The sequence below is a fragment of the Streptosporangium sp. NPDC006013 genome (assembly GCF_040614275.1).
Classification (GTDB): Bacteria; Actinomycetota; Actinomycetes; order Streptosporangiales; family Streptosporangiaceae; genus Streptosporangium.
In genome coordinates this window covers 1-22,491 of record NZ_JBEXUE010000033.1, presented here as the reverse complement: position 1 = coordinate 22,491, position 22,491 = coordinate 1, and the positions used below count along the sequence as shown (strand labels likewise).

Below are 22,491 nucleotides of genomic sequence, written 5' to 3'. Positions count from 1 at the left end.
TCCCTTGTTCCTGGCCTGGCCGATCGCCGCGGTCCTGGTCCTGGTGATTCCGACCCGCGGCTGATGATGTGCGTCGCCTACACCGGGGTTGATACCTGCGGACGGCTGCTGGCGCTGAGAACGATCTCGCAAGCAGGCTGCGATCGCCCTCCTCCGGACCCCGGCGACCCTGCTCCTCCGGGAGGCGATTCGTGAGCCTTCGCTTGTGGTTCACCTTTCGACCGTCGCCGATACATGTTGGCGTCATTTGATCTAAGGACCTTGATCAAGCGTCGGTTCCGTGGTGCCGTGAAAGTGCGAGGCGTGCTCACATCGGCGCGGAGAGCGCCGCCGACGCCCCACCACGCCGACGCGCCGTCAGGTCATGGAGCCAGTCCTTCGAGAAAGCGGAAGAATGCGAAAGCTGTCGTCATTCACGTCCACCGCGAGGGCATCGAAGTCAGCGACCGTGTCAGAGAGGAGCACATCCTCCCCTACGTTCTTCACGCGCAAGCGTTCCCGGCTCGGGATCGTGCTCAGCGCCACCGCTCTGGGGGTCGTGATCCCCGCGCCGGCGGCCTATGCCGCTCCGCCGCACAACCTGCCTCAGTCGGCCGGAGGGTACGAGGCTTCGTTCTCGCCGGCCTACGACTACGACGGCGACGGCTGCTACGCCACCCCCGCCATCGGGCCGGACGGGACCCTCGCTTCGGGGCTGAACCCGACCGGCGCGGTCAACGGCAACTGCCGTGACCAGTCGGACCTGGACAACTCGCAGACCTACGCCCGTGCCAAGTGCAACAGCGGCTGGTGCGCCGTCGTGTACGCCAGCTACTTCGAGAAGGACCAGGCTCTGCCCGGCATCAGCCTCGGCGGCCACCGTCACGACTGGGAGCACGTCATCTCCTGGGTCAACCAGGCGTCCAACCAGGTGGAGTACCTTTCGACCACGCAACACAGCAGCGTCGTGACCTATACGCGCTCGCAGGTGCGCTTCGACGGATCGCACCCCAAGGTCGTCTATCACAAGGACGGGGTGTCCACGCACTTCTTCCGGCTCGCCAACGGCAATGACGAGCCGCCGGAGAACCACTACCACAACTGGCGCTACCCCCCGCTCGTGGACTGGAACGGCTGGCCCGGCACCTGGCTGCGCGACAGGCTGATGAACGCGGACTTCGGCGCCGCGACCATCAAGATCAATGACGGCAGGTTCGGGGACCTCCTCTCGCGCGCCAAGCCGAGCGGCATCCCCTTCGACCCCTGGGCCTGACGAGCCCGTCATCGCCCGCCGGCGGCCGACCCCTCCTACCAAGGCATCCGCGCCCCGGTCGCCTGATCGACCGACCCGGTGAGCGCTCGTGGTGACCGCACCGGCTGTTCCCGCCTTCGCCGAACCCGGCTGCGATCTCCGTGAGCGTCTCGCCTTTGCGTAGGTAGACGGCTCTTTGATGTTGAGGGGGAAGTGCCCGGGCGTGGCCGACTTCGGTGACTCGGCCATGGTGCTCGACACGCCTCACGGCCGTCGTACGGGGTGATCTTGCTTCTGATGGATGCCGTAGTCCCGGTGTTCTGCTGTGCCCCGAGTTCTGTGGAGTCAGGGTGTGAGCAGGACGCGGCCGAGTTGGGAGCGGCTCTCCATGATCCGGTGCGCTTCGGCCGCCTCGTCGAGCGGCAGCCGGGCGTGCAGCGCGGCGCGCAGTCTGCCCTCAACCGCGTGCCGCGCGACCTGGTCCATGTCCTCGCGTGCCTGCTGCGGCGCGGCCGCGCGCCAGGCGAGCAGCGAGAACCCGGCCGCCGATCTCATCGCGAACAGGCTGGTCAGCGGGATGTCGGTGGCCTCGCCGCTGGCCGCTCCGTAGACGACGGCTCGGCCGAACGGCGTCAGAAGGTCGAGGCTGCGCAGCAGGATGCGGCCGCCGACGGAGTCCAGGACGACGTCGACTCCTCCTGGCGCGGCCTCGCGCACCCGTTCTGGCCAGTCCTCCGCGGAGTAGTCGACGGCCACGTCGGCGCCGAGTGTGCGGGTGAAGTCCAGCTTGGCGGGGGAGCCGGCCGTGGCGATCACGGTGCCGGCGCCGGCGATCTTGGCGAGTTGCACGGCCAGATGGCCGATGCCTCCTGCGGCGGCGTGGACGAGCACGGTCTCGCCGGGTGACAGCCGGGCGGCGCGCAAGGCGCCCAGCGCCACGGGGGCGCCCATCGGCAGCATGCTCGCGGTGGCGTCGTCGATTCCCTCCGGCACGGGCGCGAGCCACCCGGCGTCGGCGAGGACGTGGTCGGCGAAGGCGTCCTCGGCCAGCGTGGCGACCCGCCGGCCGGTGAGAGCGGAGTCGACGCCCGGCCCCACCGCGTCGACCGTGCCGACCACGTCGCCGGTGAGCGCGGCGGGCAGTTCGCGCCGGTAGATTCCGCCGGTGTCCGGCCCCTGACGGAACTTCACGTCGACGAAATTGGCGCCGATCGCCTCGGCGCGGATGCGCACCTGGCCGGGGCCCGGGCTGGGGATCTCCGTCTCCTCCATGGTGAGCACCTCGGGGCCGCCGTAGGCGTGGTAACGGATTCGGCGCATGCCGTCCTCCCGTATCGAGGGTAAAGTGGACCTGCGGTCAAGTTCGGTGCGAGCGTACTTGACCGGCGGTCCAGTTGTCCATGGGAAAGAGGAGCCGATGATCGAGGAGCGTCGCGAACGCGCTGACGCGGCACGCAACCGTCGCGCCATCCTGCGTGCCACCGAGGACCTTCTCGCCCGGCACCGGCCCGAGCAGATCTCCATGGAACAGGTCGCCGCCGCGGCCGGGGTCGGTAAGGGCACGGTGTTCCACCGTTTCGGCAGCCGGATGGGGCTGATGGTCGCGCTGATGCAGGAACGGGCGTACGCCCTGGAGGAGGCCGTGGCGAGCGGACCTCCGCCGCTGGGGCCCGGCGTCCCGCCCGAGGAGCGGCTGATGGCCTTTCTGGACGCGATCGTCGACGTCGTCGGCCGCAACAAGGGGCTCCTCGCGGCGCTCGGCCACGCCGCTACGGCGGCGCCCAGGCCGGAGTGGAAGGAGCACGGCGAGCACCGGGACGAAGACGGCGACCACCCCGTATACCGGTTCTGGCACGGTCACACCAGTGCGCTGATCGCCGCGCGGCGCCCCGACCTGGACGGGGAGTTGCTGGCTCACATCCTGCTGGGCAGCCTCCAGAGCGAGCCGGTTCTGCGGCTGCTGGAGCGCGGAGAGACGATGCGGCTGGCCGCGTCGCTGCGTGTCATGGCCTCTGGGATGCTCGCGGCCCCCGCCCTCGCCTGAGGCCGAACCGGTCGAGAAGCCGGGTGCTCACCGGCGTCGGCCAGTGGGTCGCCCACGGTCCTGTCATCGCAGGCCGGGGGTCGGCGAGATGCGAAACGGGTGGCGCGGCTGAAGCCGTGGGAGGTCAGTGACGAGCCGCGGGCTGCCGTCGAACAGACTGCTACCGAAGAAGCAGCGCCGGACCCGTAAACGGCTGGGTGGCCGCCTCGCGTTGCAGGGGCATCTGTTCGTGCTGCACACCGATCATCCGGCGGCGGCTCAACCGCCGGCGAGGACTCGTTCCAGGTCTTGTTCAAGGACGGTGTCCAGCGGGATCCAAGCCGGCGACAAGTGATGATCGGTAACTTGCCCGGAATGAGAAAGCGATCTTCTGCCCTCGCCGTGTTGGCCACGGCCGTCCTGCTCGCTGCTCCCACCGCCGCCCTGGCCGCGGCGAACTCGCCGGCGACGGCTCCGGCGGCCGCGTCGGCTTCCGGGACCAAGACCCTCTCCTTCCGGGGGATGAATCTGAAGATTCCCGCCATCTGGAAGGTGTACGACTACACGGACCGGGTCCTGGTGGCGACCGGTAGCTGCAAGATTCCCGAGCCCTTCGCCCCGAACTGCCGGGGGTTCTGGCTGTACGGCCCGAAGGTGATCGCCTACGGCGCCGAGGGCCGCCGTTACACCGGCGAGAAGCCGTTCGTCCCGGCCAGTGGGGCGCCGGCGGGCTGCCCCTTCGAGTACGGAAGCATCCAGGTGATCGGCAAGGCCACCTCGACGGGGCTGCGCCAGGTCGGGCGCGGGCACAGGGCGAAGTACACCGCCTGGGCGGGCCGATGCGTGAAGCAGAACAGCGGCCGACAGACGGAGAGTTTCACCCAGCGGGAGTGGTTCCTGCCCGAGTCGAAGATCGTCGTAGTGGACGTATGGGGCGACCGGAAGCTGCCGGGCCTGCTGAAGAACGCCGCTTGGAACTGACCTGAGAACGGGGAGCGGATCGGGCCTCCTGCTCCCCGCCGGGCCCGCTCTCTCACTCCCCGTTGAGGGCACGTTTCACCCGGTCCAGTCCCCAGGCCGAGGGCGGCCGTCGTGGGAAATCACCAGCACCTGCTCCGGATCGGCATAGGTGTTCGCGTACCTCAAGAGTGAATCCAGAGCACCCGCCCCGGAGTTTTCGATTTCGGATGGGATGGGAAGCGGGATTTCCTCCTGGTAACGATGGAAAAGATCCTGGTCACCCAGATTCTGGAGGGCATAGTTCCTCCAGCCGGGAACGGGATCGTCCGCCCTGGCTTGCAATCCCATGACTGAATACCCCAGTGGAGCAAAGACGCGGTGCAATCCCGCGACAGTGGCGCCGGTACCGAATCCGCACACCAAATAGCGAATTCCTGGCCAATTCACACGGACTTCCCGCAAAAGCTGCGACCCCCATAGCTCCACGCACCTCACCAAAGCCGCGTTGGTGAACTGCCTCGGCCAGAACCAACCCTCCTGCTCGCGCTGAAGGCAAAGCTCGTGCGCCTCCTTGAGGCTCATGATCGTCTGCGCCTCGCCACGGAATCCGCGCCTCATGAGATGGTCGTGACCGGAGGCGTCCGTGATGGCGACGGTCGGCAGTCCTCTTTTTCTCCCGAGCAGATCCAGGGCAAGCGCGGTTGACGAACCGGAGATCTCAACGAATCCTCGGACATCTTTCGGAACCTCTTCAAGGAAGAGCTCGTACGTCAGGTATTTGAGGCTTCCCGATTCGCACACGCCACCCCAGAGCACGGCCGGACCATTCTTGTCGGGTCGGGTGAGGGCGAAAGGTGCATTCATGGCGTTCATGCGGGGACGACCGAGCCTCGGACATAATGGTGGTCAAAGAAATCCACGTACAGGTACTCGGGGTAGGACACCATCTGATCCCGCCCCAGGAGGATGGCACGCATGATCTCGCTCACCATCATCCCGGCTGCGGTGGTGGCTCCGATCACGCATGTGGGAGCGTGCCCGCGCCCGGCGAAGCAGGCATCCCAATGCTTCTGTACGACATAGCCGCCGAGCCTGGGGATGATCTTGGGTAAATCGATGCGCCCATCCGGAAGCATGTAGAGATCCTGGTAAGGAGGTGCTTCGGGCTGGAAAACATGCAAAGCGGCCCCGAAGCCCAGCATCAAGCCGGTCATGATGACGACCTGCTGCTCCCTGCATGCTTGGTGCAGCCATTCCTTTGCCCTGAGGCCGGCGATGTCGATGACTTCCACGACGTAATCCACCGGTTTTCCGTCGAACCCCGAAAGCAAGGAGTCGATATTGCCTTCCGTCACGCCCTCCGCTGCTTTGCGGATTCGCAGCTCCGGGTTGATGTCCTGGCACATTCTCCCGACGACCTCGATCTTTGGCTGACCGACGGTGCTGTCAAAGCTGCCGACCTGGCGATTGGAATTGTGCACTTCGTAAACGTCGAAATCTGCGAGTGTCACCCAACCGAAGCCGAGGCGGGCCAGATCCACCGCGCATTGCCCGCCGGCGCCGCCCACTCCGGCCACGAGGACATGGGTGTCCGCGACCCTCTTCATCGATTCTTCGTCCAGAATTCCCAGGTTACGCTGAAACCTGGGATTGACCTTGGAGCCCTCCACCGGAAACCTCACTTCATTTCTGCATGCAAACGTAATAATTCTCGCCGAAGTAGTCGTCGCCATCCGCGACCAGGGGGCGCGAGAAACCCAGGTGTCGCAGGGTGTCCACCAGCTCGTCCACCTCGAAGAACGTCACCATCTCATTGGGGTCGGTGGTCAGTTTCTGAGCGCAGGTCGAATGATGGGCCAGCGCGGCCTGGAGATCCTCGGTGAAACGCTCTTCCGCCTGCCACTCCGCGATGGAGTGTCGAAGCACCTTCTGCAGGTCGGGCCGGCGTTTCGGACCGGTGGCGATCATCACGCCCCCCGGCTTCAAGTGGGAGAAAACCTCGTGCAGCGCCGATTCGACGTCTTGGACGTAGAAAAGGACGTTGTTGAGCAGGATCGCGTCCGCGTCGGAAACAACCCGGGCGGGAAAGCGCTCCACGCTTCCCTCCATGACCGTCCATCGGTCGCGAGCCTCGCCCGACGCGGCCGCCTTCTTGTCATGAGCCCGTTGAAGCATGGCAGAGTTGTTGTCGAAGCCGATGACCCGGTGACCGCGGTCAATCAGTGCCTGGCTGACCAGGCCGGTTCCACACCCGGCGTCGGTCACGATCCGACGGCCCTCCGTGTCGCGAAGGATCTTGCTGAGCATCCGCTGATAACAGTTCAGCTCGGGGATCATTTGGTCATAACTCTTGGCGAACTCGGTCCAGATGTTCTCGTTCATACCGCTTTCAATTCTCTCGAATCTTTGTTCATGGGCAACGGAGAGGATTCCGCTCGCGGCGAAACAAAACAGTTAACGCGGAGATCGGAACCAACGCTTAAGTGATTTCGGCATACCGATCGGCGGGAGGATCGTCTGCGGGCATGCGGGGGCGCAGCTTCATGATCGCGTGCGGCATCAGGGACAGGGTCTGCGCCCGGCTGCTGTAGGTCAGAAAAAGGGTGTCGTCACGGTGGGCGGGGGGAAACGGGCCGGAATAGCAGAGCACCGTGTTCGCGAAACCATAGGCGTCCACGAGGCTTTGCCTGACCGCGTTCTTCGAGAATACGATTCCCGTGTCCCAGTCGCTTCTGAACAGGTCCAAGGTGAGTATCTTGGCCAGCGGAAGCAGGAGGCCGGGGATTTCCCTTCCCCGCCAGCTCGGATGCACCCAGTGTCCGCCATAGTGCGCCACCCTGCCGGATATGATGGGTGTCTCCGCCGGCAGAACGAGGTCCAGTGACTGTTCCATCCCGAGGGGTGGCGGATCGAACCACAGCCGCATGGAGCTTATGTGACGGCTGAAGTCCGCGGTGTATATCATTCGCACGGCGATGCACGCGACCGTCGATCCGCCGCGGTCCCTGATATCCAACCAGTAGCTGTTCTGGGCGGAGACGGGACTGTGCGCCGGGTCAAAAGTCGGGTTGATGCCGTCGGCGTGAACCGCGGTCCGCATGTGGCGGACCCAACTTGAAATATCCGTATGGTATTCCAGAGTCAGGCCCCGTCGATTCAGCCAGCCTTCGGACTCGTTCAGGAACTCGTTCAATGTGGCGGCGACGGCAGCCGAGTTGCGACCTATCTCAAGAACCTGGCCCACCAAGATTCCAACCTCCGACCGGGGTATGGCTCGACGGACTGCTTGCGCTGGGCAGGTCAACATTCCATGTGCTCCCGCCGGGCTCCGTGACCTGGCGGGGACGGTGAGGTTTCCTTGCCGTGGTCACGTACCGCGGTAAGACCGTCATGAACTTCCTGCGGGTTTCGGCCTGCTCCATGGCCGATGCCCGCGGCGCGCATGTCATCGAATGCCGGGAGACACTGTGACGGTGCCTGTCCGGCACCGCATGGTCTTCCGTCATGGAGCTCGCTGAAACACATTCTTTTCCACGCGGCGAATCCCGGATCTCCCCTGATACGCTTGATGATGATCGTTTCCAGGGCCTGTCTGGTTCTTCGTGCAGGAAGGCCGTCATCGTTCTCTTTCTTGCAATAATTGACTTACCTGCCGCAGTGGCCTGATCTGCATTGGAATTTCGATCGGCTCTGCCGTGGCCTGAAACCGGTCACTTCGCGGCAAGATTGTCCAGCCCTGGTTGAGGAATACTTGGAGTCTTCTTGAGGGAGCTCCGTATGCCCTGGTCATAGGGGGACAGGCGAGGCGGAACCACGGACGGGGTGGGGGTTGTTAGACGTGGCTCCCCTTCATACCGTGAAGATCTGATGGTCTATCCGTACCGGTCGATCTGGCGCGATCCGATCACCTCGGTCCGCACCGAGATCGTGTTCGCCGGATACACCGACTACCTACCGGGACTGCGTTCTCCCTGTTCAACGGCCTGTTCGCGAGAGATTTGGAGCCGGGTGTGGCAACGATGATCGTGTACGAGACGCACTCGATCACGACCGACAACGAGGTCGGAATCGCGACCGGCTGGTTACCGGGAGAGCTGTCGTCGCGAGGCCGTGGGCTGGCTCGGGAGCTTGGTGAACGCCGCCGCCATGATGGCCTGGCCGCGGTGTTCACCTCTGATCTTCGTCGTGCCGTGCAGACCGCGGAGCTCGCTTTCGCGGGCATCGACATTCCGATCTATCAGGATGAACGGCTGCGCGAATGCGACTACGGCGAGTGGAACGGAATGCCCGTGGCGCGGCTGGCCGTCGAAAGATCCCGGCATATCGACGTGCCGTGGCCGGGCGGGCAGAGCTACCGGCAGGTCGTCGAGCACACCCGTGATTTCCTGACGGATCTTGTCGGGCCATGGGACGGCAGGAGGGTGCTGGTGATCGCGCACTCGGCCAACCGATGGGCGCTGGACCATCTGCTCGGCGGGCGGGCACTGGAGGATCTGGTGGACGAGGAGTTCGCCTGGCGGGAGGGCTGGGTCTACGAGTTGCCCGAGAGATGGTGAGGTGAAGCCGCGCCGTGCCTCACGGACTCCGGTCCTTTCGATGATCTTTCGCGTGTTGCTCGGCATCCTCTGGAGACACGCCGAGGGGATCACTGGTGTCATCCCAGGCCGGGATGTCGAGTATCGCGTCCATGCGCCGTAACTCGTCGCGGTGCAGCGCGCTCAGGCGGGTCAGGACCTGTTCCCCCTCCGGTGTCAGCGACACCCGCACCGCCCTGCCGTCACTCGGGTGCGCGCTCCGCTCCACGAGGCCCTGTGCCTGTGCCCGATTGACCAGTTCGACCACGCTGTGGTGGCGTAGCTGGAGGGAGTCGGCGAGCTCTCGTACGGTCGCCCACCCGCGGCCGGGAAACCCCTTCAGCGCCAGCATCAGCTGGTACTGCTGCGGGGTGAGGCCGTTCCTCCGTGCTGTCTCCTCACTGAAACGTAGATGGCGGCGGATCTCAAAACGGAACCGGGCCAATACCTCGAAATCCCGCTTCGTCAGGGGTTCGAGTCCCGCCCCGCCGTCCTCGGCCGCCGCCGCGTCATGACGCGGCGGCTTCCCGGTCTCACGATCCGCCATGTCACAAATATATCGTGATACGACATGTTTGTGCCGCCCTCCTGGAACGTACCTCGTGGCGATCGTCGGCCTGTCGCGGGCAAGTCGCCGAGTTCCAGGTGCGGGCGCGGTGATGCAGGTGATGCAGGTGATGCAGGCGTGATCCCGGTGAGCGGAAGGCTGGATCTGCGCGGCAAAAAGGTGCATATCGGACACTTTGTATCGCGCTACGATAGAAAGGTCCGAACAGGGAGGTAGTGAGGCCGCGCCTGACGGACAGGCACCTCTGGGAGGTGTGTCGTGCCCAGTGACCGTGAACGCGAGGCGGCGCGCGAGATCCAGCGCCGGTTACCGGTCGAGGACCCGGGCTTCGGGGGGTCCTTTGTCGCCGACGCACGGCACCCGCACCGCGCGCCGTCCGGCCTGATCCGGGGGAGTCACCCGATATCGCCCGTACTCGGGGTGACGCTCCAGATGATCCCGCCCGGTGATGAGATCACCGATCGGCGCGGCACCGGGTGCGGCGGCGAGTGTCACCGGCCGCCGCGAGCGGGACCCGCGAATCGGTCATCGGTCCAAGAGGTCTTTGGAACGGCGGGACCCAGGGGAGACGTAGGAGGATGAAATGATCACTACCGTCATCTATGTACTGATCGCGATCATGGTGCTGGGTGCGATATGGCTGAAGTCCGGTGTGCGGATCGTCAAACAGTTCGAGCGGGGCGTCGTCTTCCGGTTCGGACAGGTCCGCCCCGAGCTCCGCGCTCCCGGGCTCGCCCTGATAATGCCGGTCGCCGACCGTCTGCAGAAGGTCAACATGCAGGTCATCACCATGCCGGTGCCCGCCCAGGACGCCATCACCCGGGACAACGTGACGGTTCACGTGGACGCCGTCATCTACTTCCGGGTCGTCGACCCGGTGCGCGTGGTGGTCGGTGTCCAGGACTACGAATCCGCCATTCGCCAGGTCGCGCTGGCCTCGCTGCGGTCGATCATCGGCAAGAGCGAGCTGGACGACCTGCTGTCCAATCGGGAGCGGCTCAACCAGGGCCTGGAGCTGATGATCGACAGCCCGGCTGTGGGCTGGGGCGTGCACATCGACCGCGTCGAGATCAAGGACGTGGTGCTCCCCGAGTCGATGAAGCGGTCCATGTCACGGCAGGCCGAAGCGGAACGTGAGCGGCGCTCCCGCATCATCACCGCCGAGGGCGAGCTGCAGGCCTCGAAGAAGCTGGCCCAGGCCGCCGAGACGATGGCCCTGCACCCCGCCGCACTGCAGCTACGCCTACTCCAGACCGTCGTCGAAGTCGCCGCCGAGAAGAACTCCACCCTGGTGTTGCCCTTCCCGGTCGAACTGCTTCGCTTCCTGGAACGGGCAACACCTCCCGAGTCCGGCCAGGCCGCCGCGCACTCCAGCCCGGCGCTGTCCGGGGGCCTGTCGGCACCGGTCGGCCAGCACCTTCCAGGCACCCGCATCCCCAACCAGGTCGCCCCCAACGCCGCGGAAACCGGCCGGTAGGCCGTACCCGGCTTCGCCACCGGGCGCCGCCCCCGAAGCGCCGGTCATCGGGGGCCGGTGGCCGAGATTCATGACAGGCCGAGAGTGAGGAGGGCTCGAGGCCGTCAGTTCTGGTCGAGGTGGACGGTCTGGGCGATGTAGTCGCGCAGGGCCGTTTCGTTCATCCCATCCAGCGTCTTGATCTTGACGTGCCGGGTCTTCTTGCCGACTCCCTCCAGCAGTCCGTGGGCGTCCTCGAACTCCGCGCCCCGCTCGAAGGCGAAGGTGAGGTGGGTCTTGCTCTGGCTGATGACCGCGAGGTTCCTCGTCGCGCGCCAGGCGGGGGAGCCGTGGGTGAGGCACTCGACGGCGTCCGGGGCGCAGTCGGCCATCAGCTTCCGCAGGGCCGCGACGATCTCCTGATACTTCGGCTGAAGTTTGGTCTCGACGTAGGCGTCGACCTCGGTGCTGCTCATGATCTGCGTCTCCCTTACTGCGCGGTCGAGAAGTTCATGTGGGTGGCCTCCCGGAGGTGGCCGGCGAACCGGTCGTTGAAGGCGAGCCCGGGCTCGGTGAAGAAGCGCCGGGAGATGGCCAGCTCTTTCACGGGCCAGGTCTTTCACGGGCCAGGTCTTTCACGGGGAGGTCGATGAACGGCATCGGAGTCCCCGTTCTCGATTTCGGTACTGGACCGTACAGTACTGATGGGAGACTGGACTGTCCAGTACTAATCTGGAGGCATGGAAGAAGGTACCGGCCGCCTCCGCCGGGAGCACGGCGACGATCCGTGCTCACGCCTGATGGTGATCACTGATCGCGACCCCGCGGATGGATGCCTGCAGTTCGGCCTCCTCCTCGTCGCCGAGCGCCGCCATGGCCGAGGGAAAGGTCGCCGACAGATCCACCATGATGTCGAGGACCACCTCGTCCAGGAGCTCGTCGAGGGCCGACGGTCCCACCTTGGATCGCGCGCCGGCCAGTCGCGGCCCGTTGACCATGGCCCGGGCGACCTGGCGTAGTTCCTCGGGAGTAAGGATCACCTGCGGGTCCCAGGGGCGGCTCTGGTCGAAACGTTGCTCGTCGAACTCCTCGATCTTCAGCTTGACGGTCGGCCTGCGATCGGGAGACAGGGGGGCATCGGGCCGCAGGACGATCCCCTCGGCCAGGTTGTCCGGCACGCTGGGCAGGCCGAGTGCCGGCGGCACCCGGCTGGGGAACCGGACCGGCAGAGCATCGAGCTCCGACCGGGTCCCTCTGCCGAGAATCGGCACAACGTCGAGCTCGGCGTCGGCGGCGATCGAGGCGACGTCCGCGTACGGCAGGAAGACGCCGGGATCTCCGGGATCCCGGTGGCGCAGCACGTCGAAAAGGGCAAAGCGGATTTCCGGGCTGTACCAGACCCCTGTCTGAACCGGAGTGATGCCCGGCATCGGCGAGACGTCGGGGTGGGGGTAGTGGCCTCCGTGCAGCTCGCCGTAGACGCGTACGGCCGCGCCGCCCCGAGCCAGGGCGGCCTTCGCGGCCTTTTCGAGGTGACCGCGCAGAAGTTGCCAGCCGAAGAACGGTTCGTCGTCGCGCAGCCATGCCTTGCGCTTGCCCACGAGCGTGTCCCGGCCGTTGTGGGCGATCACCATTTGAGCTCCGTGCACCTTCTCGGTCGCCACCCAGGGACCGCCGGCAACCGCCCCGCCGAACCGCTCGGTCGTAGGGATCTTGGGGTAGGCCAGATGTCGCATTGGAGCAGTATGACCAGGACGAGTCCAGCGAGCACCCGATATACCGAGCCGAACGGCGGCTCGGGATCGCGGGCGCCGTACGGGATGACGGACGCCGGCCACTTCCGCAGGCGTGACCGCGTAGACCCCCGCCCGCTCCGCCGTACGCGCGGATGACGAGGAACCGGCGGGGGTCGGGTGCGTGTCAGGCGGCCCTCGCCAGGTTCGGCCGGGTGATGCCGAGATGGTCGCGGAGCGTCGTCGTCGCGTACTCGGTCCGGAAGAGCCCGCGTCGCTGCAGGACGGGGATGACCTGGTCGACGAACGCGTCGAGCTGCCGGGTGTGCTGTGGGACGAGGACGTTGAAGCCGTCGGCCGCGCCACCGCGGAACCAGGCCTCCAGCTCGTCGGCGATCTGCTCGGGGGTGCCGACCGGGGTCCAGTGGATGACACCGAGGCTGCGGTACACCGTGTTGGCGAAGCGGCGCAGGCTCACCCCCTCCTCCAGCGCCCACGCCCTGAGCCGCACCAGCCGGGTGACACCGCCCTGGTAGCCCTCGACGGCGGGGAAGTCGTCGACGGGCACCGGACCTTCGGGGTCGGCGGCGCTGAGGTCGAGCCCCAGCTCCTGGCCGAGCCGCGCGATGTTGCCGCCGTCGTCCAGGATCAGTTCCTCGAGCTCGCCGTAGACGCGGCGGGCCTCGGCCTCGGTCGAGCCGACGTAGGGGACGACACCCGGCAGAACGGCGAGATCGGTGGACGGGCGGCCGCCGGCCACGACGCGGGCCTTGAGGTCGTCGTAGAGCAGCGCGCCCGCCGGAATGTCGCTGGAACCGGCGAACACGGCCTCGGCGAACCGCCCGGCGAGCGCCCGCCCGGATTCCGAGGCCCCTGCCTGCACGATGACCGGGCGCCCCTGCGGGCTGCCGGCGATGTCGAGGGCGCCGGCGACGTCGAAGTGGTTCCCGTGATGCTCGACGGGTTCGCCCGCCGCGTCCCACAGGGCGTTCAGCACGGTGATGAACTCTCCGGCCCGCTCGTACCGCAGCTCGTGCTCGGTGTGCCTGTCCCAGCCGAACTGCCGGGCCACGGCGTCACCGGTGGAGGTGACGAGGTTGACCCCGGCCCTGCCGCCGCTCAGCTGGTCGAGCGCCGCGACCTTGCGGGCGACCGCGTAGGGATCGTTGTACGTCGTCGACAACGTCCCGATGAGCCCGATGTGCTCGGTGTGCGGGGCGACGCCGGCGAGCATCGTGAACGGGTCGAGCGGCCAGGCCAGCTCGTTCTGCCCGGACCCGCTCTGGGGGAAGGTCATCATGTCGGCCAAGAACACCGAGTCGAACAGGCCGCGTTCGGCGGCCTGGACGAGCTCGACGTAGTAGTCGAGATCGTGGACGCGGTGCGGAGTGCTGTCGGGGTGCCGCCACGCGGCGGTGTGGAACCCGACGCCGCGCAGGTTCAGGTTGATGCGCATGTGCCGCTGATCGCTCATGGTCAGTCTCTCAGGGTGGGAAGGGCGTAGGTGCCGCGCAGGCCGGGACCGCCGGGCCGGCCGGAGGGAACGGTGGCCGACAGCGCCGCCACGGTCTCGGCGAGCGCGTCGAGATCGGGCCGGCCGCCGACCACCAGGTCGATTCCGTCGATGCCGGACGCAAGAGGTTCGGCTGGGGCGAGGTCGTTCAGCGCCAGTGAGGCGAGCACGACGGGTGTGCGTTCGGCGGTCGCGCGGACCCGGTCCCCGAGCGCGGCCCGGGAGACGAGGGCGACATCGGCGACCGCGCCGGCCAGCTCGACGTCGGCGTCGTCGTCCACCCGCACGAACACCGGTGGGTTGCCGCTCGGAGGCCGGCGCAATGTGCCGGGCCCGGCGACCCGGAAGTGACGGCCCTCGAAGTTCGAGGCGCGGACGCGCTCGCGGTCGATGATCGCTCCCCGCTCGACGTCGACGGTGAACGCGCCCTCCTGCCAGCCGTCCCAGAGTGAGCGGGCCGCGGCCACGAGTTCGATCGCGCGGGCGACGGGGTCGCCCGTCGTGAGGATCGGCGACACGGCTCGCGTTCTGGCGGCCCTGGCGGCATCATACCCGGCGTCGAGCAGCCACCCCACGCGGCCGCGGGTGAAATGGTCGAGCGAGCCGACCAGCCGCGAGGCGCTCAGCGGCTCGGTGAAGCTCGTCGCGACGGTCGTCACGAGACCGATGCCCGAGGTGAACCCGGCCAGTGCGGCGACTGCGGTCGGCGGGTCCCAGCGCCAGGGCCCCGGCTCGCCGGTGCTCGCCGGGTCGGTCAGCACGACCGATCCCGCGCCCGCCGCCTCCAGCCGGCCCACCAGAGCGAAGAGTTCCACCGGTGCCAGAGCCGCCCAGGCCGAGGGCTCCAGCGTGATGTTGAGACGCGCGGTCACGGCCGCACCTCCGCGTCCGGAGCGGGGTGCGGAGCGGGGTAGACCGCGTGCACACCCGCGACGTGCTCGGCGGTCAGGATCGAACGGCTGCCGAACCCCAGCGAGCGGCCCAGCTCGGTGCTGCGGCGCAGCTCCTCCGCGGTGCCGCCGGGCGGGAAGGCAACCTGTACGGGCGGCGGCAGGTGCGCGGCGGCGGCGGCGTACACGAGGTGGCCGCGCGCGTACGCGAGACCTTCGTCGGTGCTGGTGCCGAGCTCGGCGCGGAGGTCACCCTCGCCGAGGCCGATCGACCACACGGTATGGGTGGCGACGGCGAGCTCGGGCAGGCGGTTGACGCCGCGGGCGGTCTCCACCATGACCTGCAGCCCGATGGTCCGCACCAGGTTCCGCCGCACTCGCAGTTCCTCGACGAGGCCGGCGATCCAGCGGATGCGCCCGGTGTCCTCGGACTTCGGCAGCCGGATCGCCGTCAGCCCGGGGCCGACCACCGCCTCCAGGTCCTTCTCCAGGGTGCCGTCGTCACGGGAGGCGTTCACCCGTACGAGCGTGGGGCGTGCGGGGGCCGCCGAGAGGAAGTGTTCGGTGACGGCCCGGGCCTGGTCCTTGGCGGCCTCCGGGGTGAGGTCCTCAAGGTCGAGGACCACCGCGTCGGCCGGTGACCCGTCCGCCTCCCGGACGGCGTCGAGGGTGGCGGGGCTGACGTAGAGATAGCTGCGGAACGGCAACCGGGCCCGATATCGGACCGGTGGATGGGCTGTGGAGGGCATTGTCATCCTTTGCTGCCAAGCGAGATGTCATCCCGCCTGGTAGTAATTCCATATTTTCCTACCAAGATAGTATAGTATCTGGCTGTGACCAGCTCGACAGTTGACAAAGCAGCAGATTCCACGCCTGGCGTGGACGGCCCCATCGCGCTCGACCCGGCCTCGGCCGAGTTCGCGGCGCTGCTCGAACGGATCGCCGAGGGCGCGAGCGACCGCGAGCGCGACCGGGTCAACCCGCACGAACAGATCGCCTGGCTGAAGCAGGCCGGTGTCGGGAGCCTGCGCCTGGGCCCGGCGTACGGCGGGGCGGGTTTCACGCTGCGGCAGCTGCTGGAGGTCGTCATCCGCATCGCACGCGCCGACGCGAACATCGCGCACGCACTGCGCTCGCACTTCCTCGTCACCGAGGGCCGGCTCCACCTCGCGGCCGATCCCTGGCTGCTGGCCGCGGCACGCGGGGAGCTGTTCGGCATCGCGACGGCCGAGGCGACCACCGCCCGCATCGACTCGCGCGACTACCGGACCACGCTGCGCCGTCACGGTGACGGCTGGTTGCTCGACGGCGAGAAGATCTACTCCACCGGCACGATCTTCGCCGACTGGATCCAGGTGCCCGCCTCGACGGAGGACGGTACCGTCCGTTTCGCCTTCGTCCACCACGACGCCGACGGGGTCGAGCATCGGGACGACTGGGACGGCATCGGGCAGCGCCTCACCGGTAGCGGCACCACGATCTTCCGCGGCGTCGCCGTCCCCGACGAGCACACCCTGCCCGCCAAGCTCGGCCTGCCGGAGACGGCGGAGTCGCCCAACTACCGAGGCGCGTTCGCCCAGCTGTACCTGCAGGCGGTGCTCGCCGGGATCGTCGCGGCGAGCGCCGACTCGGTCGCCGAGGTGATCCGGGGACGCAGACGTACGTTCTCCCACGCCTCCGCGACGACCGCCGCCGAGGACCCGCTCATCCAGCACATCGCCGGGCAGATCGACAGCTTCGCGTTCGCGGCGCGCGCGACCGTCCTGCTCGCGGCCGACACCCTCGACGCCGCCGCGGCCAGTACCGGTGGCGACGGGCGGTCGGACGCCGACCTGGTCCACGACGCGGCGCTCGACGTCGCGCGTACCAAGCCCGTCGTGGAGGGGCTGGCGCAGCGCGCCGCGACCCTGCTCTTCGAGGCGGGGGGCGCCTCGACGGCAACGGTGCGGCAGAACCTCGACCGGCACTGGCGTAACGCCCGCACCGTGTCGTCCCACAATCCCACCGTGTTCAAGACCCGTGCCGTCGGTGACCACCTCGTCAACGGCACCCGCCTGCCCGGCAACGGCTTCTTCTAGATCAACGCATCACGCACCACACCAGGAAAGCAGGACCAGCGTGCCATCCCTCCCCAGACGTCTCGCGCTCGCGAGCGCGGTCATCCTCACCGCGACCACGGCACTGAGCGCATGCGGTGACTCCGACGCGAGCGTCGCCTCCGGCGGCACGCCGCGGTCCGGAGGCGACGCCACCTTCGCGATCGCCGCCTACCCCACCTCGCTCGACGTCTCGCTGCTCGGCGGCCGGGGCAACGTGGCGGGCGCGCAGATCGTCGACACGCTCACCGAGAGCGACCCGAAGACCAACGAGGTGAAGCCGCGGCTGGCCAAGAGCTGGACGGTCAGCGAGGACGCGAAGAAGTTCACCTTCACGCTGCGCGAAGGTGTGACGTTCAGCGACGGGACGGCGTTCGACGCCCAGAACGTCAAGGACAACCTCGACACGCTGGCCGGACTCAACACCGAGGCGAAGACCGACACGCTGGTGCGCAGCGCGCTCGCCGGCTACCAGGGCTCGAAGGTCATCAACGCCGGCACCGTCGAGGTCGGTTTCTCCTCGCCTGAGCTCGGTTTCCTGCGCAACCTCAGCGACCCCTACCTCGGCCTGCTCTCCAGCTCGACGCTCAAGGCGACGCCGGAGGAGCGCGCGGCGGGCAAGCTCGTCGGTACCGGCCCGTTCGTGCTTGGCACGGTCAAGCGCAACGAGTCGATCCAGCTCGTGGCCCGCAAGGACTACAACTGGGCGCCGGAGGGCACCAGCACGCACCAGGGCCGCGCCTACCTCGACTCGGTCACCTTCACGGTCGTGCCCGAGTCCGGCGTCCGCGGCGGGCTGCTGGCCAGCAAGCAGGCCGACCTCGTCGACGATGTCTCCAAGGACGACGAGGCCACGGTGACCTCGTCGGGCGGCGGCATCGCCCACGCCGGCACGCCGGGTCTCGTCTCCGGCCTGCGGCAGAACCCCTACAGCACCTTCGGTTCGGACAAGGTGGTGCGCCAGGCGATCAGCAAGGCCATCGACCGCGCGCAGGTGCGCAGCACCCTGCTCTCGGAGAGCAGCTCGAAGGCCGTGACGAGCGCCATCGGGGCGACGACGCCGCTCTGGGCCGACCTGTCGTCGCAGCTGGGGTACGACCCGGAGGGGGCCAGGAAGCTCCTTGAGGACGCGGGCTGGAAGACCGGCGGCGACGGCGTCCGGCAGAAGGACGGCACCCGGCTGGACGTGAAGCTCTCCTACACCCCGAACTCCCTGGTCGCCACCAAGTCCGACCTGGAACTCGTCCAGGACCAGCTGAAGCGGGTCGGGATCGCCGTCACGCTCGTCCCCATGACGAGCGCGGAGTTCTCGCAGTCGATACTCGAGATCAAGCAGCGCGGCAAGGACGCCCAGTACGACTTCCTGTCCGGCAGCGGCCCGAGCAAGGACCCGTCGTTCCTCGTCGGGCTCTTCCGCTCCTCGAACCCGGCGCTCGGCGGCGCCGACCAGCCCGAGCTGGAGAGCGCGGCCGACAAACTCGCGGCCTCCGCCACCGAGGACGAGCGCGCCGCCGCGGCCAAGGACCTGCAGCGGCTGCTCATCACCGACGGCTACTGGATCCCGATCAAGGAGCTCTCGAAGGTCGTCGGCGTCGGCCCCGAGGTGAAGGGGTTCCGCCTCGACGCCTACGCGCTGCCCGTCCTCTACGACACCTGGCTCGACCGGTGACCCCTCCTCGCCTCCGAGTAGTCCGGGAACCGTGATGAGAAACCCGGTGTGGTACATCACCGGCAGGCTGGCCCAGGGCGTCGTGGTGATCTGGGCCGCCTTCACGATCACCTTCGTCATCCTCTACCTGCTGCCGTCCGACCCGGTCTCGATCATGCTCAACCAGGGCGGTGACTCGGCCGGGGTGAGCGAGGAGGCGCGCCGGCGGCTGCGCGCGGAGTACGGCCTCGACCAGCCCGTCGTGGTGCAGTACGGCGAGGCATTGTGGCGGGCCCTGCACGGCGACTTCGGGCACTCCATCACCCTCGGCGACTCCGTCATCGGGCTCATCCTCGACGCGCTCCCGCAGACCATCCTGCTCGCCGCCGTCGCGAGCGTCATCGCCGTCGCCGGCGGCGCCGGGGTGGCGGTGACGGCGAGCGCGACGAGGTGGCGGTCGCTGCGGCGGGTGCTGACGAACCTGCCGTCGGTCTCGGTGGCCATGCCCACCTTCTGGGTGGGCATGGTGCTCATCCAGATCTTCTCGTTCCGGCTGCGGCTGTTCCCGGCCCTCGGCAACGGCGGGTTCTCCTCGCTGGTGCTGCCCGCGATCACCCTCGCCATCCCGACCGGAGCCGTCGTGGCGCAGGTGCTGTACAACAACCTGAGCGGCACCCTGCGCCAGGCGTTCGTCGAGGTGCTGCGCGCCAAGGGCCTGAGCGAGCGGCGCATCCTGCTCGGTCACGCCCTGCGCGTCGCCGTCATCCCGGCGCTCACCCTGGTCGGCATGAACATCGCGGCGATGCTGGCCGGGGCGATCGTGGTCGAGACCGTCTTCTCCCGCTCCGGCCTGGGGCGGCTCACCGAGTCGGCGGTCACCGCGCAGGACATCCCGCTCGTACAGGGCGTGGTGGTGGTCAGCGCGGTGATCTTCGTCCTGGTCAACCTTGTCGTCGACCTGCTCTATCCCCTCGTCGACCCGCGTATCAGCCATCGCGTGACGGCTACGAGCTGAAGGACCCTCCGTGACATCCCAGATCGATACGCTTCCCGACGTGGCCGCGGAGCGGGTCGGCGCCGTCCGGCCGCGCCGCCGGCGCTTCGGCGCCGGGTTCTGGATCGCAGCCGCCGTCATCACGCTCTTCGTGTGCTGGGCGCTGTTCCCGTCCGTCTTCACCGGTCACGACCCGATCGCGAGCGCCCCTGCCCAGCGGCTCCAGGGCCCCGGCGCCGCCCACCCGTTCGGCACCGACCAACTGGGCCGGGACATGTACGCCCGGGTGGTCCACGGTGCCGGCGCCTCGATCCGGGCCACCGTCGTCGCCGTCCTCGTGGGGATGACGGCGGGCACCTTCATCGGGCTGGTCTCGGGCTTCGTCGGGGGGTGGCTCGACGCGGTGCTCATGCGCGTGATCGACGTCCTGCTGTCGATCCCCGGGCTGCTCATCTCGCTCACGGTGGTGACCGCGCTCGGGTTCGGCGTCGTGAAGGTGGCGCTGGCCGTCGGTGTCGCGGCCATCGCCGGTTTCGCGCGCGTCATGCGCTCGGAGGTGCTGCGGGTGCGGACGTCGGCGTTCGTCGACGCCGCCGTCGCCTGTGGCGTCCGGCGGCGCACCATCGCGTCGCGTACCCTCCTGCCGCACGCGATCGGGTCGGTCCTCGTGCTGGCGGCGCTGGAGTTCGGGACGGCGATCCTGGCCGTGTCCGCGCTGTCGTTTCTCGGCTTCGGGGCGGTACCGCCGAATCCCGAGTGGGGGCTGCTCGTCGCCGACGGGCGCACCTACCTGGCCGGCGCCTGGTGGCTCACCACGATCCCCGGGATCGTCATCGCGCTGGCCGTCGCCTCCACCAACGTCATCAGCCGCACACTCAAGGAACGCAGCGAGGTCTTCGGATGAGCCGCCCCCTGTTGTCCGTGCGCCGGTTGGAGGTCGGCTACCGGCTGACCGACGGCGGCACCGTCGAGGCGTTGCGCGGCGTCGATCTGGACGTGCTGGAGGGCGAGATCGTCGCGGTGGTCGGCGAGTCCGGCTCCGGCAAGTCCACGCTGGCGCGTGCCGTCCTGCGGATGCTGAGCGACAACGCGTCCGTGACCGCGCACTCGATGACGTTCACGCCGAACGGCGAGAGCGTCGAGCTGACCGAGATCGAGGAGGGGGAGCTGCGGGCTCTGCGGGGCCGCGACATCGGATGGGTGCCGCAGGACCCGGGTGTCTCGCTGGACCCGGTGCGCCGCATCGGCGACCAGATCGCCGAGGTGCTCACCGTCCACCGCCTCGTGGACCGGCGAGGTGCCCGGCGGCGTGCCGTCGAGGTGCTGGAGAGCGTCGGCATCGACAACCCGGGAGAGCGCGCCCGCCAGTACCCGCACCAGCTCTCCGGCGGGCAACGCCAGCGGGTGCTCATCGGCATCGCCATCGCCGCCCGGCCCCGCCTGATCATCGCCGACGAGCCGACGAGCGCACTCGACGTGACGACGCAGCGGACGATCATGGACCTGCTCGTCTCGGTGGCGGCCCGCGAGGGCAGCTCGGTGCTGCTCATCACGCACGACCTCGCGCTGGCCGCCGAGCGAGCCGACCGGGTGGTCGTCGTCCAGCACGGCGAGATCGTCGAGACCGGGCCGGCGTCGCAGGTCTTCGGCGCGCCCGGGCACGACTACACCGCCGAGCTCGTCCGCGTCGCACCGACGCTGGAGGGAGCGCGCCTGCGGGCCGTACGCGGCGGTGGCGAACCTGTGGTTCGCGCCGAGAACCTCGTGAGGACGTTCGCGTCGCGCGGGTTCGGACGCCGGTCGGGCGCACGCCGGGCGGTCGACGACGTCACGCTGAGCGTCGCCCGCGGGACGACGCTCGGGATCGTCGGCGAGTCCGGCTCCGGCAAGAGCACGACCGCGCGGATGCTGCTCCGGCTTGAGCGACCGGACTCCGGCTCGGTGGAGCTGGCCGGGCGCGACGTCACCCGGCTGCGGGGCGAGGAACTGCGCCAGGTACGGCGGCGCATCCAGCTCGTGCAGCAGGACCCCTACTCCTCGCTCGACCCGCGCCGCACGGTCGGTGACAACATCGCGACCTCGCTCGACGCGTTCGGCATCGGCACGCCGGCCGAGCGACGTGCCCGCGTCGCCGCGCTGATCGCCGACGTCGCGCTGCCGGTGGACGTCATCGACCGCAGACCCCGGGAGCTGTCCGGTGGCCAGCGCCAGCGGGTCGCCATCGCGCGTGCCCTGGCGGTCGGCCCCGAGATCGTCGTGCTGGACGAGCCGGTCTCCGCGCTGGACGTGTCGGTGCAGGACCAGGTGCTGCGGTTGCTCCTGCGGCTGCAGGAGGAACACGACCTCACCTACCTGTTCATCTCCCACAACCTCGCCGTGGTGCGCCAGTTCTGCGACGAGGTGGTGGTCATGCAGGCAGGCCGCGTCGTGGAGGCGGGGCCCGCGGACACGATCCTCGAACGCGCACGACACCCGTACACCAAGGCACTCGTGAGCGCGGTGCCCCGGCCCAGGGGGCTCGTCTAGAGCCTGCCGGCGGGAGGTGACACGCCTCGCTCGATTTCGTCGGGTCCGCCGGAGGCCGTCCGGTCGCCGGTGAGGAAACCTGTTTCCCGCCCGGGGAGGTTTCAGTATGCTCGCCACGAATCACACGCTGCCGCGACATCGCGGTGTGTGCCTTGACGAGTGAGGGGAGCCGGCCGTGCGTCACAGCACCGCTGTTGTCATTCCCCGGTCACGGTATGAGGTGATCCTGGTGTCTTCGTTGGTGTCCGGTGCCGGCCGCGCCCCGGAGGCTCCCGCAGC

At 68.3% G+C, this 22,491-nt stretch carries 21 protein-coding genes; 10 read left to right on the top strand and 11 right to left on the bottom strand.

Annotated elements, in window-relative coordinates; translation table 11 throughout:
- Positions 1–511: 511 nt before the first annotated feature.
- Positions 512–1,252 (top strand): NPP1 family protein, encoded by a 741-nt coding sequence (locus ABZ260_RS07950; protein WP_355614133.1) that lies wholly within the window; start codon positions 512–514, stop codon positions 1,250–1,252.
- 324 nt (positions 1,253–1,576) lie between these two features.
- On the opposite strand, the gene ABZ260_RS07945 is transcribed toward ABZ260_RS07950, so the two are convergent.
- Positions 1,577–2,551: a zinc-binding dehydrogenase gene (locus tag ABZ260_RS07945; RefSeq protein WP_355614130.1), complete on the bottom strand. Its 975-nt coding sequence runs from the start codon at positions 2,549–2,551 to the stop codon at positions 1,577–1,579.
- Positions 2,552–2,648: 97 nt separating this feature from the next.
- On the opposite strand from ABZ260_RS07945, the gene ABZ260_RS07940 reads away from it, so the two are divergent.
- Both ABZ260_RS07940 and ABZ260_RS07935 read left to right on the top strand, forming a co-directional pair.
- Positions 2,649–3,275 carry a helix-turn-helix domain-containing protein gene (locus ABZ260_RS07940; RefSeq protein ID WP_355614127.1) on the top strand — a complete coding sequence of 209 codons (627 nt, stop codon included), beginning with the start codon at positions 2,649–2,651 and terminating at the stop codon, positions 3,273–3,275.
- Positions 3,276–3,629: 354 nt separating this feature from the next.
- On the top strand, positions 3,630–4,235 hold the full coding sequence (locus ABZ260_RS07935; protein ID WP_355614124.1) for a hypothetical protein: 606 nt from the start codon (positions 3,630–3,632) through the stop codon (positions 4,233–4,235).
- A gap of 75 nt (positions 4,236–4,310) precedes the next feature.
- On the opposite strand, the gene ABZ260_RS07930 is transcribed toward ABZ260_RS07935, so the two are convergent.
- From ABZ260_RS07930 to ABZ260_RS07915, 4 genes are all read right to left on the bottom strand, one after another.
- Positions 4,311–5,087, bottom strand: coding sequence for a pyridoxal-phosphate dependent enzyme (locus tag ABZ260_RS07930; RefSeq protein WP_355614121.1), 777 nt, complete (start codon positions 5,085–5,087; stop codon positions 4,311–4,313).
- A complete protein-coding gene (locus tag ABZ260_RS07925; protein ID WP_355614118.1) occupies positions 5,084–5,884 on the bottom strand; it encodes a ThiF family adenylyltransferase in 801 nt (266 codons plus the stop codon). Before ABZ260_RS07925 ends, ABZ260_RS07930 begins: the two co-directional genes overlap by 4 nt.
- A 13-nt stretch (positions 5,885–5,897) precedes the next feature.
- Positions 5,898–6,596: a class I SAM-dependent methyltransferase gene (locus tag ABZ260_RS07920; RefSeq protein WP_355614116.1), complete on the bottom strand. Its 699-nt coding sequence runs from the start codon at positions 6,594–6,596 to the stop codon at positions 5,898–5,900.
- Positions 6,597–6,693: 97 nt separating this feature from the next.
- Positions 6,694–7,461 carry a hypothetical protein gene (locus tag ABZ260_RS07915; RefSeq protein WP_355614114.1) on the bottom strand — a complete coding sequence of 256 codons (768 nt, stop codon included), beginning with the start codon at positions 7,459–7,461 and terminating at the stop codon, positions 6,694–6,696.
- Positions 7,462–8,233: 772 nt separating this feature from the next.
- Here ABZ260_RS07915 and ABZ260_RS07910 point away from each other — a divergent pair.
- Positions 8,234–8,770: a histidine phosphatase family protein gene (locus ABZ260_RS07910; RefSeq protein ID WP_355614169.1), complete on the top strand. Its 537-nt coding sequence runs from the start codon at positions 8,234–8,236 to the stop codon at positions 8,768–8,770.
- Positions 8,771–8,789: 19 nt separating this feature from the next.
- On the opposite strand, the gene ABZ260_RS07905 is transcribed toward ABZ260_RS07910, so the two are convergent.
- Complete coding sequence (locus ABZ260_RS07905; protein ID WP_355614112.1) at positions 8,790–9,335, bottom strand: MarR family winged helix-turn-helix transcriptional regulator; 546 nt, start codon at positions 9,333–9,335, stop codon at positions 8,790–8,792.
- A 604-nt stretch (positions 9,336–9,939) separates the two neighbouring features.
- Between ABZ260_RS07905 and ABZ260_RS07900 the strand changes: the two genes are divergently transcribed.
- A complete protein-coding gene (locus ABZ260_RS07900; RefSeq protein WP_355614110.1) occupies positions 9,940–10,833 on the top strand; it encodes a slipin family protein in 894 nt (297 codons plus the stop codon).
- 104 nt (positions 10,834–10,937) lie between these two features.
- On the opposite strand, the gene ABZ260_RS07895 is transcribed toward ABZ260_RS07900, so the two are convergent.
- The 5 genes from ABZ260_RS07895 to ABZ260_RS07875 all read right to left on the bottom strand — a co-directional run bounded on the left by ABZ260_RS07895 (position 10,938) and on the right by ABZ260_RS07875 (position 15,697).
- A complete protein-coding gene (locus tag ABZ260_RS07895) occupies positions 10,938–11,288 on the bottom strand; it encodes a DUF1801 domain-containing protein (protein WP_355614108.1) in 351 nt (116 codons plus the stop codon).
- 315 nt (positions 11,289–11,603) lie between these two features.
- On the bottom strand, positions 11,604–12,548 hold the full coding sequence (locus ABZ260_RS07890; RefSeq protein ID WP_355614106.1) for an RNA ligase family protein: 945 nt from the start codon (positions 12,546–12,548) through the stop codon (positions 11,604–11,606).
- Between the two features lie 184 nt (positions 12,549–12,732).
- The gene (locus tag ABZ260_RS07885) at positions 12,733–14,019 is read right to left on the bottom strand and encodes an LLM class flavin-dependent oxidoreductase (protein WP_355614104.1); all 1,287 of its coding nucleotides are present in this window, start codon (positions 14,017–14,019) and stop codon (positions 12,733–12,735) included.
- Between the two features lie 2 nt (positions 14,020–14,021).
- On the bottom strand, positions 14,022–14,930 hold the full coding sequence (locus tag ABZ260_RS07880; RefSeq protein ID WP_355614102.1) for an LLM class flavin-dependent oxidoreductase: 909 nt from the start codon (positions 14,928–14,930) through the stop codon (positions 14,022–14,024).
- Positions 14,927–15,697, bottom strand: a complete 771-nt coding sequence (locus ABZ260_RS07875) for an aldolase/citrate lyase family protein (protein WP_355614100.1) — start codon at positions 15,695–15,697, stop codon at positions 14,927–14,929. Before ABZ260_RS07875 ends, ABZ260_RS07880 begins: the two co-directional genes overlap by 4 nt.
- Before the next feature lie 129 nt (positions 15,698–15,826).
- Between ABZ260_RS07875 and ABZ260_RS07870 the strand changes: the two genes are divergently transcribed.
- The 5 genes from ABZ260_RS07870 to ABZ260_RS07850 are packed head-to-tail and all read left to right on the top strand — an operon-like array spanning position 15,827 to position 22,212.
- Positions 15,827–17,026 (top strand): acyl-CoA dehydrogenase family protein, encoded by a 1,200-nt coding sequence (locus ABZ260_RS07870; RefSeq protein WP_355614098.1) that lies wholly within the window; start codon positions 15,827–15,829, stop codon positions 17,024–17,026.
- 40 nt (positions 17,027–17,066) lie between these two features.
- Positions 17,067–18,713 carry an ABC transporter substrate-binding protein gene (locus tag ABZ260_RS07865; RefSeq protein ID WP_355614096.1) on the top strand — a complete coding sequence of 549 codons (1,647 nt, stop codon included), beginning with the start codon at positions 17,067–17,069 and terminating at the stop codon, positions 18,711–18,713.
- 34 nt (positions 18,714–18,747) lie between these two features.
- Positions 18,748–19,707: an ABC transporter permease gene (locus tag ABZ260_RS07860; protein ID WP_355614094.1), complete on the top strand. Its 960-nt coding sequence runs from the start codon at positions 18,748–18,750 to the stop codon at positions 19,705–19,707.
- Positions 19,708–19,717: 10 nt separating this feature from the next.
- Positions 19,718–20,590, top strand: a complete 873-nt coding sequence (locus ABZ260_RS07855) for an ABC transporter permease (protein WP_355614092.1) — start codon at positions 19,718–19,720, stop codon at positions 20,588–20,590.
- Positions 20,587–22,212 carry an ABC transporter ATP-binding protein gene (locus ABZ260_RS07850; protein ID WP_355614090.1) on the top strand — a complete coding sequence of 542 codons (1,626 nt, stop codon included), beginning with the start codon at positions 20,587–20,589 and terminating at the stop codon, positions 22,210–22,212. The genes ABZ260_RS07855 and ABZ260_RS07850 overlap by 4 nt, the downstream gene beginning before the upstream one ends.
- The last annotated feature ends 279 nt before the right edge of the window (positions 22,213–22,491 follow it).